Here is an 18812-nt window from a genome sequence, read left to right on the forward strand (position 1 = left end):
GATCCGCTGCGCACCGGCGGAATGGCGAGCGGCGAAGTCCTTGAGAACACGGTGAGCAGCGGAGTATACTGTTGCGCCTATGGATCCGGTGGTCATTGGGCTGGCGGGCGGTTCGATGCTGGTGCTGGCGGTCGGTGCCGGCTACGTGCTGGGCTGGGCAAAAGACGCACTGCGGGTTGAAGTGGATCCGCGCGTGGACGAGGTTCTCGCCGCGCTCCCGGGTGCAAACTGCGGCGGCTGTGGCTACGTGGGATGCGGCAGCTACGCGGAGGCGGTTGTGCTGAAGGGGGAGCTGCCGGACAAGTGCCCCGTCGGTGGGCCTTCAGTTGCGGCGGCGGTGGCGGCGATCATGGGCCTGGACGTGAAACCTTCATGGCCGAAGCGGCCAATCGTCCATTGCCGCGCAAAACTGAATGACCGGCTGCAGCGTGTTCCGTACGAGGGCGAGCCCAGCTGCGCGGCCGCAAACCTGGTCGCCGGTGTGCAGGGCTGCATCTACGGGTGCCTCGGCTTTGGCGACTGCGTTCGCGCCTGTGCATTCGACGCAATCCACATCGAGGACGGTCTGGCGGTGGTGGACTACGAGGCCTGTACCGGCTGCGGCGCCTGCGCACGCGTGTGCCCCCGCAACATCATCACGATGGTGCCGTTCAAGCGCGACCGCATGCTTGCGGTGGCCTGTTCGAACAAGGACTTCGGCAAGGAGGTCAAGGACGTCTGCACCGTGGGCTGCATCGGCTGCCGCGCCTGTGGGAAACGGAGCCCGATTTTCCAGTTTCGCGACGGCAACCTGCCGACGATCGACTACGACGCCTACGATCCGGACGCGCTCGAAGGCGTGGACGCCGCGGTTGAAAAATGCCCAATGCACGGCCTGATCTATGTCGGCAAACCCACGCCAAGAGACCTCGCCGCCGCGGGGGACGCTGAGGTGCCCGCCGTCGTCACCGCGGACTTCAAGACGACGGTGGACAAGACCGACTGGCAGGGCTGAGGAGACCCGCGCCGGCCGCGATCTCCGTGGGCCGACCGATCAGCACCACCACCGCGATTGCGAGCGTGTGGCTGTGGGTGATGCTGACGTGGATTCGCTTCACCCCCATCCGTGCGGCCAATCGCGCCGCATTCCCACAGAGCCGCACACCCGGCGCGCCGCTGCGGGGGTCGCGGATCACTTGCACATCTCGCCAGCCGACCCGATCCCCGATGCCGGTGCCGAACGCTTTTGCCACCGCCTCCTTCACCGCGAAACGGCCGGCATAGTGCCGCCACGGAGCGGACTGACCCTCACAGTAAGCGCGTTCCTCGCCGCGGAACACCCGGGAGAGGAAGCGGTCTCCCCAGTTCACAATCGCCTGACGGACGCGCTCACCTTCCACGACATCCACGCCGATGCCAAGCAGCGTTTCGGATTCCGGCCCCGTCGCACGAGATCGCCGCCGCGAGCTCATCGACGCCCCCCGCGATAAGCCCGCATCCCCTCCAGCATCGCGCGCACCGCCGCCTCGAGGCCGACGAACACCGCATCGCAGACCAGACTGTGTCCGATGTTGAGGGTGTCGAGATATGGGATCTCAAGAATCCCCCGCAGGTTGCCCAGATGAATGCCATGACCCGCGTTGATCCGCAGCCCCAGTTCGTGCCCGCGGACCGCCGCGCGCACCAGCCGCTCCAGCTCTGCGGCGGCCACCGCCGGCGATCCGCTGCAATAGCGGCCCGTATGCAGTTCGACGCACCGCGCACCGATCTCAACGGCGGCCTCCAGATGGGCAGGCTCCGGTTCGATGAACAAGCTGACCTCGATTCCCCCCCCTTGCAGTGCGCGGACCACTGGCGCCAGCTCCTTGCGCCTCCCCGCAACGTCCAGGCCGCCTTCGGTCGTCAGCTCGGCCCGCCGCTCGGGCACGAGGCACACCTCGTCTGGTCGCACCGACAGCGCAAACTCGACCATCGCCGGCACGGCGGCCATTTCCAGGTTGAGCGGCAGACCGCCCCACGCTTTCAGCGCCCGCACATCCGCGTCCTGGATGTGCCGCCGGTCCTCCCGCAGATGCACCGTGATCCCGTGCGCGCCCGCGGACGCACACGCGCGAGCCGCCCGCAGTAGGTCGGGATACGGTGTCCCCCGCAGCTGCCGGAGCGTCGCGATGTGGTCCACGTTCACGCCAAGGCGCAGCCCGTCGGGAGAGCGCGCGGAACCGCCCGCGTTCATCACCAGACGTCCTCCACCGGCCGTTCCTCCAGCTGCCCCCGCTGCATCTCCGGTCGGTACACCGCCCACGTTCCGGGTCCCTGGCGACGCAGCCACTGCACGGCCACCGCTGCCGCATCCAACACATGGGCGGGCCGGACCGGCCCACCAATCCCAGCCAGCCCCACCCGAATGCCGTACGGCAGGCGCAGCTCGCCCAGCCGCGCCGGCGACGAACGGGCGCTCTCAATCAGCCGCCGCGCCACCTGCTCCGCCGCCGTCAGCGGACAGTCCAACACCGCCAAAAACTCGTCCTCCCCCACTCGCCCCAGCAGATCGCTCTGGCGCAGCGCCGCCGACAGCGCGTCCGCGCACGCCCGCACCACTGCGTCGCCCGCCTCGCGGCCGAAACGTTCATTGATCGCACCCAGGCGGTCCAGATCCACATGCAACACCGATACCGGCCGCCCGCGGTACCGGCAGTTCGAAATAAACTTCCTGGCCGCCCGCCCCATTCGATCGGCCCGCAACAGACCGGTCACTGGATCCAGCATCGCCTGCTCCGCGGGCGTCGGCGGCGTATCCTCGGCCGGATCGGCCCTCTCACCGCCCGCCCCGTCCACCGGCAGCACACACACACCCGTCCGCCCCCCCGCCGCCGCGGCATCCGCACGCCGTTCCGCCACCGCAAGCAATTCCTCCGCGCTTTCACCATCCGCCGGATATTCGGCGACTCCCGCAAACGACTCCACGGGGCCCACCTCCGCCGCGCTCGCCTCGTTCAGCACGGCCCGCCAACGCGCGACGGCGATGGGCGCACACGCGGCGGGCGCGTCCAGGACCACCACCGTGCGGTCCGGCGCAAGCGCCACCACATCATCGGTGCGTCGGACCATCGCGCGCAGTCGGCGTGCCCGAACCCCCTGTCCGATGTTGTCCGCCGCGGTCCGCCAGCGGATCAGCACCACGCAGAACGGACCGCTCCGCCCCCGTCCGCGCCGCAAGCGCCGCGAAACGCTCAGCGCCAGCAGCTCCGGAGGCTCGAGATCCGCCGCACCACTGCGCGCCGCGCGCAGCAGCCACTCGTACTTCACCAGGCTGTACCCCAGCGCGAGCAGGGCGGCCGCGGCCGCGAAGGCCACCGCGATCTGCGTCCACATCTGTGCGGTGCCCGCCATGATCGCGCGCCATGCTATACGATCACCGGCCACCGCGAAAGGAGAGCGGCGGTCAGTTGGCGACCGGCTCGCGCCGCGCGGTCCGCCACCGTAGGGTGTTTTCGTGAGCGTGAACGTCCCGCGCCTCTTGCGCCACTTTCCCGCGCTGTCGCGGCGACACTTTCTGGCCGCCACCGCCGCGACAGGATGGGCCACCCTCCGCGCGGTCGCGCTCGACTGGGACGGCCTCGCGGAGGATCTGGCGGATGTCGCCGACCGGCTCGACGCGTGGATGGGCAGCGCGATGGCGGAGTGGACCGAGCAGCTGGCCGCAGACCTCCGGCAGAACGCGCTCGTGCTGCTGCGGGCCGCAGACGAGGCATTGCAGGGACTCTCCGAAGAGCAGCTCGCGGAGCTGGAACCGTGGCTACGCCTTGCGGCGGATCATGCCGCTGAGATTCGCGAGCTGGCACCCTATGCCGCGTGGTTGCGTGCGCGGCTTGACTATTTCGCGGCAGCCCGTGAAGCGATCGCGATTGCGCCGCTCCAGCCCGTCCGTCCGCGTCCGCCCGCCCCCTCACCGCCCTGGCGGCGTCCACCTGTTCGACAGCCCGTCCCACCACCGGCGCCGGTGCGAGCACGCCGCGCTCGAGCCGAAAGTGCCCCAGCTCTCTGGCGGAAGCGCACGGCGGCCTCACCGCCTCCCCCCCCCGAAGCGCAAACACTCCTACCGCTTTTGAAGGGAGCGTTCCGGGCCGAACGCGTTCCGGTCGAGCTGGTGTGGATCGCTCAGGTGGAGTCATCGTTCGATCCCCGCGCCCGGAGCCCCCGGGGCGCCGCGGGTCTTTTTCAGCTGATGCCGGCCACCGCGCGCTCGCTCGGCCTGCAAACCGAACCTGAGGACGAGCGTGAGAATCCCGCGCGATCGGCCGGTGCCGCCGCGCGATACTTGCGACAGCTCCACGCCCGCTTCGGCTCCTGGCCACTTGCGCTGGCCGCCTACAACGCCGGCGAGCGCCGCGTGCGCACAGCACTTCAAGAGAACAACGCGCGCACGTTCGAAGAGATCGCACCCGCGCTGCCGATCGAAACGCGGATGTACGTGCCCCGAGTGCTCGAAACGATCCGCGCACGCGAGGGGCTGGATCCGGCCCGCCTTCCGCCCCCGGGATGAGACGGCGTTACTTCAGCAGCGCTCCCACCAAGACACCGACCGCTGCGAACCCCAGGTAGGCAAACGCCGCGCGCATCGAATACGACGTCACCGCCAGATTCAGCGTGACGGTGTCGCGCGCATTGAGCAGCATCACGAGTACCGCGATGCCCATCAGCGCCAGCGCCAGCGCCAGCTTTCGATTCATGGAAGTCTCCGCCAAGAGGTCCAATCGACCAAGCTGCCCGTCACTCTACCGAAACGGCGTAGCCCTCCGCAATCCCCGACCGCCTCACCGCGCTGGGTCAGCCGAGCGGCCAGCTGGGTCGCACGTCGAGCGCCTCCGGTGGATCGGCCACCTCACACCATCCCGCCAGTGCAGCTGACGCAATCATCGCCGCGTTGTCGGTACACAGCTCGGGTGGCGCAACCCGAAAACGGCAACCTGCCCGCGCGGCCTCCTCCGCGCAGCGCGAGCGCAGTCGCGCATTCCGCGCCACGCCGCCCGCCAGCCCGACGATCGCGGGCCGGAACCGCTCGATCGCCCGCCGCAGTCGCAGCACAAGCGCGTCCACCACTGCCTGCTGGAACGACGCCGCCCAGTCCGCCACCGTCAGCACCGGCCCGCGGACCGCTGCATCCCGGAAACGATAGAGCAATGAGGTCTTCAGTCCGCTAAAACTGAAACACAGCTCCGGCACCAGCCCCGAAGCGGGGGGCACGTCCGCCGGGTCAATTTCGCTCCTCGGCAGTTCCACCGCCGCAGCATTGCCTTTGCGAGCGGCGGATTCGATTGCGGGTCCGCCGGGATAGCCCAGCCCCAAAATTCGCGCGGCCTTGTCGAGGGCTTCCCCCGCCGCATCGTCCATGGTGGTCCCAACCACGAGGGGGCGGGACCTCCCCTCCGTCCGCACCAGGCAGGTGTGCCCGCCGGAGACCAACAGGACCACCGCCGGGTGCTCGCGATCCTCTTCGCACGACACCGGATCATGAAACACTGACTCATAGTGCCCGGCCAGGTGGTGAACACCCCAAAGCCGAATGCCCAGCCGAAGCGCCAGCGCTTTCGCGGCGGCAACGCCCACCAACAGCGACGTCGCCAGCCCCGGCCCGCACGTCACCGCTACCCCCTCCAGCCGATCCCACCTCGTACCCGCACGCCGAAGCGCCTCCGCGATCAGATCCGGCAGCCGCTCCGCGTGCAACCGCGCCGCCACCTCCGGCACAACGCCCCCATATGGCCGGTGGTGCGGAATCTGGCTGTGCACAACGTTGGAGAGAATCCGGCCGCCCGATTCAACCACCGCCGCCGCAGTCTCATCGCAAGAGGTTTCAATGCCCAGCATCAGCGCCATGCGGATACTTTGGCCGCACCGCCGGCACAGCACAAGGCACGGTTCCTTAAACGAAACGGCGCCGCGGCAAACCGCGGCGCCGTTGTGTTGCGCGGCCGGCCTCAGACCAGCCCCTGGTCGAGCATCGCGTCCGCAACCTTGGTGAACCCCGCGACGTTCGCGCCCAACACATAGTTGCCGGGCTGACCGTACTCAATCGCGGCGTTCACACACGCCGCGTGAATACGCACCATGATCTCCCGCAGCCGCCCCTCCACCTCCTCGCGGCCCCACGACATGCGCATCGAGTTCTGACTCATTTCGAGCCCCGAGGTGGCCACGCCGCCCGCATTCGCGGCCTTGCCCGGTGCGTACAGGATCTTCTTCGACACGAAGAGCTCCACCGCCTCCGGTGTGCTCGGCATGTTCGCGCCCTCGCACACGAGAATGCAGCCGTTTGCGAGCAGCGTTTTCGCGTCCTCGCCGGTGATCTCGTTCTGCGTCGCGCTCGGGAACGCGCACTGGCACGGCACATGCCAGGGCGTCCGACCCTCGTAGTACGTCGAGCGCGGGTACTTCTTCGCATACTCCGCGATGCGGCCGCGTCGGACGTTCTTGAGCTCCATCACCCACGCGAGCTTGTCCGCGTCAATGCCGTCCGGGTCGTGGATGGTGCCGTTTGAGTCCGAGAGCGTCACCGGCTTCGCGCCCATCTGGAGCAGTTTCTCCACCGTGTATTGCGCGACGTTGCCCGACCCCGACACGGTGCAGACCTTGCCCTTCAGGCTGTCGCCCCGTGTCTTCAGCATCTCTTCCGCGAAGTACACAGCGCCGTAGCCGGTGGCCTCGGGCCGGATCAGCGAACCACCCCAATTGAGACCTTTGCCGGTGAGCACGCCGGTGAACTCGTTGCAGAGACGTTTGTACTGGCCGAACAGAAATCCGATCTCGCGCGCGCCCACGCCGATGTCGCCCGCCGGCACATCGGTGTCCGGCCCGATGTGGCGAAAGAGCTCCGTCATGAACGACTGGCAGAACCGCATCACCTCCGCGTCCGACTTGCCCTTCGGATCGAAGTCCGATCCCCCCTTTCCGCCGCCCATCGGCAACGTGGTGAGGGAGTTTTTGAAGATCTGTTCGAACGCGAGGAATTTCAGAATGCTGAGGTTCACACTGGGGTGGAAGCGCAGCCCGCCCTTGTAGGGCCCCAGCGCGCTGTTGAACTGGATCCGATAACCGCGGTTCACGTGGATACGGCCGCGGTCATCCTGCCAGGGCACGCGGAAAATGATCACGCGCTCGGGCTCGACGATGCGCTCCACGATCGCCGCGTCCGCATACTTGCGATGACGCTCCAGAACGGGTTCCAACGACTCCAGCACCTCTCGAACCGCCTGCAGAAACTCTGGCTCGCCCGGATTGCGCCGCTCAACCTGCTCCAGCACGCTCTGAATGATGCTCACCTCACCTGCACTCCTTTCCGTGTCTGCGATTGCCGCGAAGGCAATTTCATGCCGGCAGATTCTAGCTTGTTTGCGCGCAAGTCACGGCTGCATCTGGGTGCCCAGAGGGACGGACAATTCACAAAACGGCATATTTGCCGTAATATTGGGGACAAACAATTGTAGGATCGAGATCACACATTCGAAACTGCGCGCTTGCAACGGCAAGATCAACGGGAAAAAGCGGGAGGCACCGGGTGACCTCTGACGGTTCGGAACGGTCGGCGCGGATTGAACGCGCGATTCTGCGCGCATTGCTGACGGCGGAACGGCCGCTCGGCGCTGCCAAAATCGCGGAGCATTTGGCCGAGCGCGGCATTGACCTCCAGCCACGATCGGTGCGCTACCACCTGTCGAGGACTGACCGCGCCGGTTGGACCCGTTTGGTCGACCGGCGCCACGGACGGCGGCTCACCGAGTTGGGGGCGGAGGAAGCCCGGCGTGTCAATGCCGAGGAGAAGTTGGGCTTCATTGCCGCGCGGATGGACGACCTCGGGTATCGAATGACTTTCGATCTGCGCACGATGGCCGGCTCCGTGGTGGCGAACACCGCGCTGCTCTCCGCACGGGATCTTTCCCGCGCGGTACCACTGCTGGAACCAGTTCTGCGCGCCCGGCTGGCCATGGGATCCCGAATCGCCCTGGCGCGCGAATCCGAACGACTCGCCGGCCTCACGGTCCCTGCGGACCAGATCGCGCTCGGGACTATGTGCAGCATCACGGTCAACGGCATTCTGCTCAAACTCGGTATTCCCGTAACCTCTCGCTACGGCGGTCTGCTTGAACTCGTGGATGGTCGGCCCCGTCGATTCGTCGAGCTGATCGAGTACCGCGGCACCACAGTGGACCCGCTCGAGCTGTTCATCCGGGCCGGCCTCACGCGCGTCCAGGCGGCCGCACGAACCGGTCGCGGACTGGTCGGCGCCAGCGTACGCGAAATCCCCGCGATGGCGGTGCCGGAAGTGCTCCGGGTGCGCCGCGAACTCCAGGACCGGGACGTGCACGCGATCCTGGAAGTCGGGCGCCCGGGCCGGCCGCTGCTGGACGTCGCCATTTCCGAGGGGCGGGCGGGCATCCTCGTGCTGGGCGGCCTGAACGCGTTCGCAGCCCTGGTCGAGGCGGGTGTCCCCGTCCAACTGCAGCCTCTGGCGGGACTCGAAAACCTCCGAGCCTTTCGGCCGTACCGCGAGATCGCCTCGCTCGCACGGCCCGTCAGCCCTCTGCTCGATTGAGCCGGCGCCGATCAGTGCGCGCCACGCCACACAAGCCATTGGCGATGGCGCCCGCGCCACGCTATGCTGCGAATGTCCGACACTCGCGCAATGAAGGCGAATGGCCCGCTTGCCTGGACAACCGCCGCCCTCCTGCCGGCCTTGGTCGTGCGGGCCGGCGCCGGTGCGGCGGTGACGACATTGCAGGCCTTGCGGCAACTCTCACAGACGGAACTTGCAGCGGCGCCCTCGGTTTGCGTCACCGCGACGGTCACGCTCGCCCGCCAACCCCAGAAGCTGCTCGTGGTGCAGGACGCGAGTGGTGCCGCTGCAGTACACCCGCGTGAGCTGGATGACCTGACGCCGTTTCCTCAGCTCGGGGAGCGGTTGATCCTGCGAGGTGTGGCGGCAGCGGGGCGGCTGTCTCCCGCCATCGCCGGCGGTTCGCAGGGGCTTCAGGTCGAACGGCTCGGTCGCGCCGAGCTGCCGCCGCCGCTTCCGCTCTCCCCCCGCGACCTCGTCGGTGGCCGGTACGAACACCAACGCGTCGAGGTCGAGGCCATTGTTCGCGCAAGCCGAGCCGACCGCGAGCTCAGCCGCATCGAACTGGGCACCGGCATCGGACGAGTGACGCTCCTGGCACCGCCGGCACCCGATGCGAATGGTCTCAACGCGAGGCTGCCGGAGGGAGCTCGCGTGAGGGCGCGCGGAGTGCTGAGTTCCATCGTGAACCGCCGCGGGGAATGGGTGGGCTGTTTGTTGCATGCGGCCGCATGGGAAGATATCTCCCTGATCGCACCGCCCCCCGCACCCGAGGGCCTGCCGCTGGCCCGCCTCGATGAAATTGCACGGTGGGGCACCGCGGGGTCCGATTCACCGCCAATCCGCGTGCGTGGAGTCGTGCTCGCGGTGGAATGGGGGCACCGCGCGTTTCTGCGCGACGAAACGGGCGCGGCGGTGCTCTACCTCGGCCGGGCCACCATGGACCGCGTCGCCCCCGGCGATCACGTCGAGGCCGCAGGCTATCCGATCCTTCTCGACAAGCGGTGGGTGCTTCAGGATGCGACCCTCCGGCGACTCGCGGGCGGCCTCCCGCCCACGCCCGTCAACCTGGACAGTCGACACGAAGATCCCGCGTTGTTCGATACGGACCTCGTCCGGCTCAGTGGGCAGGTGATCGGCGTCAGCGAACATTCCAGCGGGTTGTGGCTGCTGATGCAGACGAGGCACGGCGTCGCGGAAGTCGCGCTCCCCCACGCGCCGGAGGGAGCACCGACACCGGGCGCATGGGTCGAGGCGGTCGGTATCGCCGAAGTGTTCGCGCGCATGACGGCCGAAGGCCATACCGAAACGCTGGGCCTTCGCGTGCATGCGCTGCCGCCGGGCGGGGTACGCGTGTTGCGGCCGGCCCCCTGGTGGACGCCCCGACGTCTCGCCGCCGTCATCGCGGTGGTCAGCGGCGGTATGATCTGGCTGGGAGGATGGGTGCTCGTCCTCCAACGAATTGTGCGCCGTCAAGGCGCACGTCTCCGCGAAAGCGTGCGCCAAGAGGCGGTGTGGCAGGAACGAACCCGCATCGCGCGCGACATCCACGATGACGTCGGCGCCGTCCTCACCCAGATCGCGCTGATGAGCGACATGTGCCGGGACGAACAGGATCCCGCCGCCCGCACGGACGCGGTCGCCCGTATCGGCGAGGCGTCACGGCGTGCGATCGAGGCGCTCGACCAGATCGTCTGGACCGTCAATCCTTCCAACGACCGGGTGGATCGCACCGTTTCCTACTGCTGCCGCATCGTGCAGGGGCTCCTGGAGGGGCTTCCGGTTCGGTGCCGCCTGGACGTCCCGCCCGATCTTCCCGCGCGGCCGATCGCGGCCGCCGCGCGGCATCACCTAGCCATGGCGGTCAAGGAGGCCGCACGGAACGCGCTCCGACATGCCGGCGCACAGGAGATCCGGCTCGCCGCGCGATGCGCGGAGGCCATGCTCACAATCGAAATCAGCGATGATGGTCGCGGCCTCGTCACCGATGCCGTGCCCGCCGGCCGCTCCGGCATCCGCAACATCCAACAGCGGCTGATCGAAATTGGCGGTCGCGCCAGTTTCGAATCCCGCCCCGGCGGCGGCACTTCGGTCGTGCTGCAGGTCCGCCTTGGGGCGGTCTCTCCCCAAACTGCGGGATGGCGCTCGCGCGCCGCCGATGAAAAACTGAAGGAATGACTGTGCCCCGGCCCGAATCCATTCGCGTTGCGATCGTCGAAGACCACGACGCGTTGCGCGCGAGCCTCGCGCGCCTGATCAGCCGCGCCCCCGGGTACTGTTGTGTCGCCGCCTGCCCGGACGGCGAAACCGCGCTGCGGGAACTGCCGCTCGCCAAACCGCACGTTGTGCTGATGGACCTCCAGTTGCCCCGCATGTCCGGAGCCGAATGCATCGCGCGTCTCCGCGAACTGCTGCCGGAGGTGGAGGTGCTCGTGCTGACCGTCTACGACGACGAGGAGCGGGTGTTCGATGCGCTGAAGGCCGGCGCCAGCGGCTACCTGCTGAAACGCGCCGACAGCCGGCGAATCCTTGAGGCGATCGCGGAGGTCCGCGCCGGCGGTGCGCCGATGACCAGCGAGATCGCCCGCAAGGTGGTTCGCTCGTTTCGTCAGGAGCCGCCCACCCCGGCGCGTGGCCATCTGACGCCGCGTGAGGAAGAAATCCTCAACCTACTCGCGGAGGGGCTCGTCCCGAAGGAGGTCGCCGCAAGGCTGGGCATCAGCTACTTCACGGTCCAAACCCACATCAAAAGCATCTACGAAAAGCTCCATGTGCGCTCGCGCACCGAAGCGGTGTTGCGCTGGATTCGCTGAGAAGTCTGAGGAGACCGCCGCATGTTGTATCGACCCTATCTCCCTGCCGCGAGCCTCGCCGTGCTCGTCGCGGCCGGCCGTCTGGCCACACAGGCAGCCATTCAGCCCACGCCGCGCGTCACCCGCCTTCAGTTCGGTGGGCCGGACGAGGTCGTCACGAACCGCGACGCGCGCGGACGCGTTACCGTCGAGGTGCATGGGGACGAAATCGTTGACCTCGCCGCCGCGCCGGGGGCTGCGCTCTGGCTCGTGGGCCGTCTGCAGAATTCTGACGCCGCGCCGTCCGCGTCAAAAACGACCCGCCACGGCGATCTCCGCGGGCCGTGCACGTTCGCAATGAAGATTCGGGCGGATCTCTCCGCAGTGGACGCCGTCGCGCTCTGGCCCACGGGCGTCTTCGTCGTGAGCCGCTGCGCGGCGCTGCCAGATGGCGGTGCCATCCTCGCCGGCTGGCTCGGCCCCGAGGGCGCGGAGCGTTGGCCCTCCGCGAAGAGCGAGAAGACCCGCACCGCGCTGCTGCGTCTCTCACCGGCCGGCGACCGGGTGCTGTGGGCAATCGCCGGAGGCCCGAACCAGAGCGAGATCACCGGGCTGGCGATTACTCCCGACGGCCGCAACTTTTGCTGGACCGCGGGTACCGTGGGCCGCGGTATGGGCGCGTACGTGATCCGCGGCGACGTCGAGTCCGGCCGCACCCTCCCGTTCGAAGGGACGGGCGAATGGGCCATCGGTCTGCACCCTGACGCCAACTGGCTCAACCAGCCCGGTCAGTACATGGCGTTCTACCAGAAAGGGCGCTCCTCACCCTTTGACTACGACGGTCCGGAGGGCTGGGCACCCGTACGGTTCTGGCCCCATGGTTTTCGAAGTGACGGGCACGTCGCCGTCCTGCCGGACGGTGATTTGGTCCTCGCGCACACGATGCAATACGACTTCCAGATCCAGGGCGCAAAGCGGGAGCCCGGCTTCGATCTGTTGGTCGCGCGGCTGGCGCGGGATGGCCGTCCCAAGTGGTCCGTCAACGCCTACCAGCCGGGCGACAGCGTCCACACGCCGGACCAAAAGGCACAGGACATCCGGCTGAATCCCGTCACGGGAGAGATTCTCGTCGCAGCCTGGCAGCACGGTTCCAACGTATACCGGCTCATCGGCGACCTGATCGGCGACAGTGGCAACATCTCGGTACCATGGATCGGACGGTTCGACGCGGCCACCGGCCGCGTGCTCGCCGGTTGGTACTTTCACTGCATTCGCGAGCGGGGTGAGTTCGATGCCCAGGGGCGCCCGCAGCGCTGGCCCAAGCTCTCCGGTGCGCGCATCGCCCGGCTCGCCGTGGATCACACCGGCCGCATCTGGGCGGCAGCGACCGGCGGCCGGTACGCTTTCACCACGCCCGACGCGGCCCAGGCCTGGCCGCGCGGCGCCGACGGTCAGCCCCTGTGGGGACAGTTCGGCGTACTTCTCGCGCTTTCACCAGATCTGGCGCGGCTCGAATATGCGACCCTCGTCCGGGGCAACGCCGCCGACCGCGGCGACGGGAACGCCGCCGGCGGCAGCGAGCTGAATGCGATCACCACGGCCGAGAACGCGATCCTCGCGGGTGGTTATGTGGGCGATGATGGCTTCCCGACCGAGGATGCCCCTCAGTGGTCGAGAAAGGTCTCCGGCGACCGCCGTGACTGCGCGCTGGTCCGCGTCGTGCTCGAGCAGCGCTGACACCTCGCCAACAAAATCGGAACGTTGCCGAACTGAAGCGCATCTGCATTTTGGCGCACCGCATCACGCGTTCATCGGGCCCCGCCTGCTCCGTTCGGACGCTCGCTGTGTCCGTTGCGCTGCTGCCGGAAAGACCACAGCAGCACTGAAAACGATTTGACCATCGTCCCGAACACGACCTAGCATGTGGGCGAGGGAGGATATCGCGGTGCCTCGGTGCGATTCCCTCGCCTTTCGATGCCGCCCACGGCGACGTTGCGGAGAGCGGCGGAGCAGAATGTCCTCTGTGCGGCGACTGTTGGTTCGCCGAGGGCAGATCCTCGCCGCCTGGGCCGGACTCGTGGCCGCGACGAGCCAGGCACCTGCCGGCCCGACCAACCGCGTTGCCGTCCCATTCGATTTCAGCTATGAGGCGTCCGCCGCGGGGGAGGCGTTCGGCATCACCCCCTCCACCCCGTGGATCTGGCTGCCGCCGGTCAGCGAGGGCCGCGCCTTCTTTTCGGTCGGCAACATTCCCTACGCGTTCGCGTTGCGCGCCAACGCGCTGTTCGAATACGACGCGGGCGACGTGTGGCCGGGCAACCTGGTGCCGATGCGGATCTGGATCGAGCCCGCGGAGGACTCGGACCGGCCGGAGCTTTACGGCATTTTCGGTTTTGAGGTCGGCGTCGCAGTGAGGCCGGTCGTTGTTCACCGGCCCGTGCTGAACTTCGGCAAGGACTTCTGCGTGCGATACGCCGCGGACGGTCCAGCCCCTCTCGGCCCCTCACTGCTGGGAGGCATCGACGCGATCGAGTGCGTCGGGCTGCCGCTGTCGGAAGTGCTGGGCAGCAGCACGCGCGCGATTGTCCGTGCGATCGCCGGCACCGCGGATGCACTCAACCGTGCGCAGTTTGGTTTCTGCGCAATCAATGTGTGCGCAGAGGGAGTGCTGGAGGGCGAGCACATCGAGGTGCTGGCGGCTGGTCATCGGCTGCGGTTCCGCGGCTACGGTCAGCAGTACGGAACGAACGTCCTGGTCCATATCCCGCTCGAACGCGAAAACCCCTACAGCGACGTCGAACCGCTCATGGTCTCCGCGGCCTACTGCTACAACTTCTACCAATCCATGGGGCTGGTTCTCTCCCTGATCCCGCCAATCGAGCTGTGGATCACACCCTCGATTTTTGACCGCTGGTCGAACCTCCTACCGGGGTCGTATGCGCCGCCGGCGCTCCCCCGCCTCCACGACGGCACGTACTACATGAAAAGCGTCGCCGGCGCCGTCCAGCCGGCCGGACGCCCCCAGGAAATCACGTTGCCGATTGCGGAGACACCCAACCTCCCGGACCTGGTCGTGGCCGCTGTCGCGCTGAACCCCTCGTCACCCGATCCGGCCGAGAGCGGTCGGGCGTATGCCGCAGAAACCTCCACCGTGCGCGTGACCATTGCGAATCTCGGCGTTCGTGCAACGGAGCCGTCCGCCATCCTCCGTTGGCGCATGGACCTGGACGGCTCAAACCTGGTGCCGTGGACAGCGCTCGGCCCGCCCGGTGCCGCGCCGATTCTGGCGCCGAACTCGACGATGAGTCTCTATGTCCCCTGCCGGTTCTCCGAGGGCCGCCACAACATCGCGATCTCGCTGACCTATCTCCAAGTCAAACAGTACACGAACGGTGCGCCAGTCTACGGCATGGGGGACCCACGACCAGAAAACCACTTCAACGTGCAGTTTCCGGTGTACGTCCACGCCGAACGCGGAACCGTCCGGGGAATCGTCGACACGAATCCCTCCTGGCCCGGCTCCGGCATTCCAGGGCTGCTGGTCTGGCTGCATGGCCCCCGCTACTCCGCCTGGACAACCTCCAGCCTGGCCCCCGGTGAACACCGCGGCACCTTCCGGTTCCCCCGCGTGCCCACCGATGACTACACGCTCGAGATCCTGATGCCCACCAACGGCGCCCCGGATGGCCGGGACTACGCCAATCGCGCGTTTGTTTTTCATCACGATGTCGGCGGCGTCACCGAACTGCGCGGTACGTGGCTGGCGCAGTACCAGACTGCAATCGGGCGGCTCCGGGACGCCTCGACCGGCCTGCCCATTATCAACGCCACCGTCGAGTACGGCGTCCCATCGTTCCGCACGACGAACACCGACGCCACCGGCAGCTTCCGCCTGCGACGGGTGCCGCCACGAGGCCCCGTCGAGTGCCGGTTCTCACATCCGCTCTACGAGCCTCGCCGCATCGCGTTTGACCTGCGCGTGGATAACACCTGGCAAACCAACACGGTCGTGCGCCAGTACATGGATCTCGACACCGCTGAAACCGGCTGGGCGGACGAGTGGGGAACGTTGTATCTCGTCCGCGACATCAGCCCACCCGTGCTGGACTGGGTGCCGCCCCCGCGCGACGGCGCGGTCGTCACGAGCCTTGTCGTGCACTTGCGCCCCTCCGACGGCCCCTATCGCGATGTTGCCCGCTGGCGGTGGCTGATCGCGAACGTCAACAGCCAGATCGTCGCCTCCGCGGGATGGATGCCGTGGACGACGCCGAGCAACCGCGAGGACTTCGTCGCGACCGCCTTCAACGTCAGCAACCTTGCCGACGGACGCTACACGCTGCAGCTCTACGCAGAGGATCCCGCAGGCCTGCAGACGAACGTCGCCATCTCGTTCGTGCGGGACTCCGTCGCGCCCTCCGGTACCTTGGAGATTGCGGAGGGCGCAATCTCGGTGGGAGAACCGACCGTACCGATCACGATCCGCCTTGCGCAGCCGGAACCGCTCTGGTGGACCGTGGAGCTCTCGAACGACGGTGTCACATGGTCCCCGCCGTTTACGCTGAGCGGAACGGCCGCCACCCTGCCTGCCTGGCCGCTGGCGCCGTCCGGCTATGTCGGCCAGGTCACCGTCACCGCGCGCGTCACCGACGCGTCAGGTCACATCGTTGGAATGTCGGACTCGATCGCGGTGGACGCCAGCGGTCTCGTTCAGCTGGCGGGCGGTGCACCGTTCTATGGCGGCACCAACGTCCCGGTGGACGTCTTTATCCGGCCGCCGCCGCCCTGGACACTGTACGACGAGCCCGCTTACGGCCAATCGCTTGAAATCGGCCGCGAACCGAGCGGCGCAGCTCGCGCGCAGCGTTTCGTGCTGACCACTGCCGCCACCGTCGGCGCGGTCCGTGTCGCGGTCTCCTGCGCCGGCTACCCCGACGCCCCGCTCGAACTGCGGCTGGTCGGCTCGCTCGGCGACTCGCCCACCGGCGCGCCTCCGACGCTGGCCGTCGGAACGCTCACACCTCCCGCTCTCCCGGCCGACGGCGTGTGCACCGTCGCGTTCCCTAGCGCGGTCATCCTCTCTCCCGGCACCTACTACCTCATCACGCGCACCGGCGCCGTCTCCACCCAGTCCTTCTGGCGCGTCGGCAGCGGCTACAGCGAATACGGCAACCATCAGCTTCGCTACGATTTTCTGCCGGGCTCCGGATGGCGCGCCGGGGACACCAACCCCGCCATCGGCTGCGCGACCCTCGCGTTCCGCCTGCTCGACGACCGCCGCGGCCAGATCCGGTTCGCAGCGGATTCGGTCTGCGACACCGAACCCTGGACAACCTACACCGGCCCCGCCGTCGTACTCACGAATCTCCCCGTTGCTGGGGCGGGGCGCCAAACCGTTGCGGTCCAGTATCGCAACCCCTTCACCACTGGACTCGATCGCGTCTACTACGATTCGGTGGTGGTGGACCTCGTGGCACCAACGGTCCAAACGGCGTCCATCGTGCGCGTGAACACAGAGGACGGTGTGGTGTCCATCCGGCTGCTGGCCACCGACGACGTGGCGGGTGTGCGACAGGCCCTGTGGTCGTTTGACGGCGGCGCACATTGGCAGGCAACGAACTGGCTGCCCGAGCTGCATCTGCCGTTCGTTTCCCCGTTCAGCGGCGTCTTGCTGCGCGTCGTGGACGAGGCGGGCCTGACCAGCCAAGTTGCCGTCGTGGAGACGCGACGTGATCTTTTCCCTCCCGAGTTCAACTTTTCCATCAACAATGCAGACGCCTACACCCGCTCGCCCACCGTGACACTGCGATTCGCGGTCTGGGACGACCGGCCCCTCAGAGCCTGCCGGATCCGTGTGCGCGAGCAGACCAGCGGCCGGGACTACGGGCCATGGGCGGGCACTGTGACCTCCGTCCCCATCGCGCTGCCTCCCACATCGATCGAGTCGGGCACCGGCACCGTGGCCACGACCCTCGACGGACGCTATCAGTTCGAGGCGACAGCCACCGATGGCGAGGGCCGCTCCTCGCCGCTGCGGCTCGCCTCGATCACGCTCGACCGTCAGCCCCCCACCGCCTCGCTGTGGCTCTGCGACGAAGGCGGCCGCAACTGGACGACCGGTGCGGTGATTCATGCCCGCCTGGAGGTCGCCGATGCGAATCCGGACCTTCGCATGCGCCAGCGGCTGAACGGCGGGCCCTGGTCCCTCTCCGCACCACTGCCCGCCGGTCTCTCCTCCTGGGTACTGGTGGCCGACAGTGTCCCTCCGCGCCATCACGAGCTCGAGATGGAGATCAGCGACGCAGCCGGCAATTGCGTGACCGCCCGAGCAGCACTGCGGGTGAACCACCGTCCGCTCACGCCGACGGCGCTCTGGCCGCGAGGCGAGATCGGTGACACTTCGCCGAAATTGTTCGCCAGCGACTTCAGCGATCCCGACGGCGAGCCCGTCGGCGCCGCAGAGTACCTCGTGCGGGAGGGACGTATCGAGGTGCTCGCCTCCGGCCCCACGACCCCCGGCACGTTTGCGGTCGCCCGCGGACTTCTGCAGGAAGGTCACGTCTACACCTGGGTGGTCCGCTACATGGACGCTGACGGACTTTGGTCGGAGTGGAGCGAACCCACCGTCTTTGAGGTCGCCGCCGACAGCGACCACGACGGCCTGAGCGACCACGTCGAAAAAACTACCGGCACGCATCCCCTGAATCCTGACACGGACGGCGACGGCATTCCGGACGGTACCGAGGACCGCAACCTGAACGGCGCAGTGGACCCATCGGAAAGTGACCCGCGCAGCGCGGACACCGACAACGATGCGCTGCCCGACGGCATCGAAGATCGAAACCGCAACGGCGAACGCGATCCCGGCGAAACCGACCCCGCCAATCCGGACACCGATCAGGACGGCCTCCGTGACGGCGAGGAGGATACAAACGCGAACGGCCGGTTCGAGCCGGCGCTGGGCGAAACACATCCGAACCTCGCCGACACTGACGGGGACAGTCAGAGCGACGGCGATGAGCGATACGCCGGCACAGACCCGAACGATCGCAGCGCGTGCTTCGCCCTGACCCAGCTCACCGTCGTTCCCGATGGTCTGACTGCACATCTGCGATGGAAAGGACGCGGCCACCGACGGTACTGGATCGAAGCCGCCCGACGACCGGGTGCCTCGTGGAAGCCGCTGCAGAGCGTGGTACCGGAAGGAGGAAATCCGCCGTGGTATTTCCTCGATGACATCAGCTTCACGGTCCCGTTGGAGATCTCCGCACGGTTCTTCCGGATTCGTATCGAGCCCCCCGAAACGGTTCCGCCAGACCCCAGATAGTTCCGCCGCGAGGCGCAGAGGAGGAGGCGGCAGCCCTTTTCGCGCGCCGTGCGTGGTCCTGCGCTCAACGCATCGGCTCGTTGCCGCCGCCGCGCGCCTCCGCGAA

General features: G+C 67.8%; 13 protein-coding genes. 7 read left to right on the forward strand and 6 right to left on the reverse strand.

The genetic code is table 11. The features are described 5' to 3' along the window. The first annotated feature begins 79 nt into the window (after window positions 1-79). Window positions 80-994 carry an RnfABCDGE type electron transport complex subunit B gene (locus N2652_10460; GenBank protein ID MCX7819607.1) on the forward strand — a complete coding sequence of 305 codons (915 nt, stop codon included), beginning with the start codon at window positions 80-82 and terminating at the stop codon, window positions 992-994. On the opposite strand, the gene acpS is transcribed toward N2652_10460, so the two are convergent. From acpS to N2652_10475, 3 genes are read right to left on the reverse strand one after another with little or no spacing between them, the layout of a single operon-like run. After that, window positions 957-1451 carry a holo-ACP synthase gene (gene acpS / locus N2652_10465; GenBank protein MCX7819608.1) on the reverse strand — a complete coding sequence of 165 codons (495 nt, stop codon included), beginning with the start codon at window positions 1449-1451 and terminating at the stop codon, window positions 957-959. The genes N2652_10460 and acpS overlap by 38 nt on opposite strands. Next, complete coding sequence (locus N2652_10470) at window positions 1448-2212, reverse strand: pyridoxine 5'-phosphate synthase (protein ID MCX7819609.1); 765 nt, start codon at window positions 2210-2212, stop codon at window positions 1448-1450. Before N2652_10470 ends, acpS begins: the two co-directional genes overlap by 4 nt. Continuing rightward, window positions 2212-3369 carry a GGDEF domain-containing protein gene (locus N2652_10475; GenBank protein ID MCX7819610.1) on the reverse strand — a complete coding sequence of 386 codons (1158 nt, stop codon included), beginning with the start codon at window positions 3367-3369 and terminating at the stop codon, window positions 2212-2214. The genes N2652_10470 and N2652_10475 overlap by 1 nt, the downstream gene beginning before the upstream one ends. A 103-nt stretch (window positions 3370-3472) precedes the next feature. On the opposite strand from N2652_10475, the gene N2652_10480 reads away from it, so the two are divergent. Continuing rightward, window positions 3473-4522, forward strand: a complete 1050-nt coding sequence (locus N2652_10480; protein MCX7819611.1) for a lytic transglycosylase domain-containing protein — start codon at window positions 3473-3475, stop codon at window positions 4520-4522. Window positions 4523-4529: 7 nt separating this feature from the next. Here the strand turns inward: N2652_10480 and N2652_10485 are convergent, their stop codons facing one another. The 3 genes from N2652_10485 to gdhA all read right to left on the reverse strand — a co-directional run bounded on the left by N2652_10485 (window position 4530) and on the right by gdhA (window position 7298). Further along, a complete protein-coding gene (locus N2652_10485) occupies window positions 4530-4709 on the reverse strand; it encodes a hypothetical protein (protein ID MCX7819612.1) in 180 nt (59 codons plus the stop codon). A gap of 97 nt (window positions 4710-4806) precedes the next feature. Continuing rightward, complete coding sequence (gene tsaD / locus N2652_10490; protein MCX7819613.1) at window positions 4807-5856, reverse strand: tRNA (adenosine(37)-N6)-threonylcarbamoyltransferase complex transferase subunit TsaD; 1050 nt, start codon at window positions 5854-5856, stop codon at window positions 4807-4809. 101 nt (window positions 5857-5957) lie between these two features. Further along, a complete protein-coding gene (gene gdhA, locus N2652_10495; GenBank protein MCX7819614.1) occupies window positions 5958-7298 on the reverse strand; it encodes an NADP-specific glutamate dehydrogenase in 1341 nt (446 codons plus the stop codon). Between the two features lie 236 nt (window positions 7299-7534). On the opposite strand from gdhA, the gene N2652_10500 reads away from it, so the two are divergent. The 5 genes from N2652_10500 (at window position 7535) to N2652_10520 (ending at window position 18706) form a co-directional block, all read left to right on the forward strand. Beyond that, on the forward strand, window positions 7535-8569 hold the full coding sequence (locus tag N2652_10500) for an NrpR regulatory domain-containing protein (protein MCX7819615.1): 1035 nt from the start codon (window positions 7535-7537) through the stop codon (window positions 8567-8569). Window positions 8570-8641: 72 nt separating this feature from the next. Beyond that, entirely contained in the window at window positions 8642-10768 is a 2127-nt protein-coding gene (locus N2652_10505; protein ID MCX7819616.1) for a histidine kinase, read from the forward strand. Further along, window positions 10765-11403, forward strand: a complete 639-nt coding sequence (locus N2652_10510; GenBank protein ID MCX7819617.1) for a response regulator transcription factor — start codon at window positions 10765-10767, stop codon at window positions 11401-11403. Before N2652_10505 ends, N2652_10510 begins: the two co-directional genes overlap by 4 nt. 21 nt (window positions 11404-11424) lie before the next feature. Beyond that, complete coding sequence (locus N2652_10515) at window positions 11425-13119, forward strand: hypothetical protein (protein ID MCX7819618.1); 1695 nt, start codon at window positions 11425-11427, stop codon at window positions 13117-13119. Between the two features lie 277 nt (window positions 13120-13396). Next, window positions 13397-18706, forward strand: coding sequence for a carboxypeptidase regulatory-like domain-containing protein (locus N2652_10520; GenBank protein MCX7819619.1), 5310 nt, complete (start codon window positions 13397-13399; stop codon window positions 18704-18706). The last annotated feature ends 106 nt before the right edge of the window (window positions 18707-18812 follow it).

Source organism: Kiritimatiellia bacterium, from assembly GCA_026417735.1.
GTDB lineage: Bacteria > Verrucomicrobiota > Kiritimatiellia > PWTM01 > PWTM01 > CAACVY01.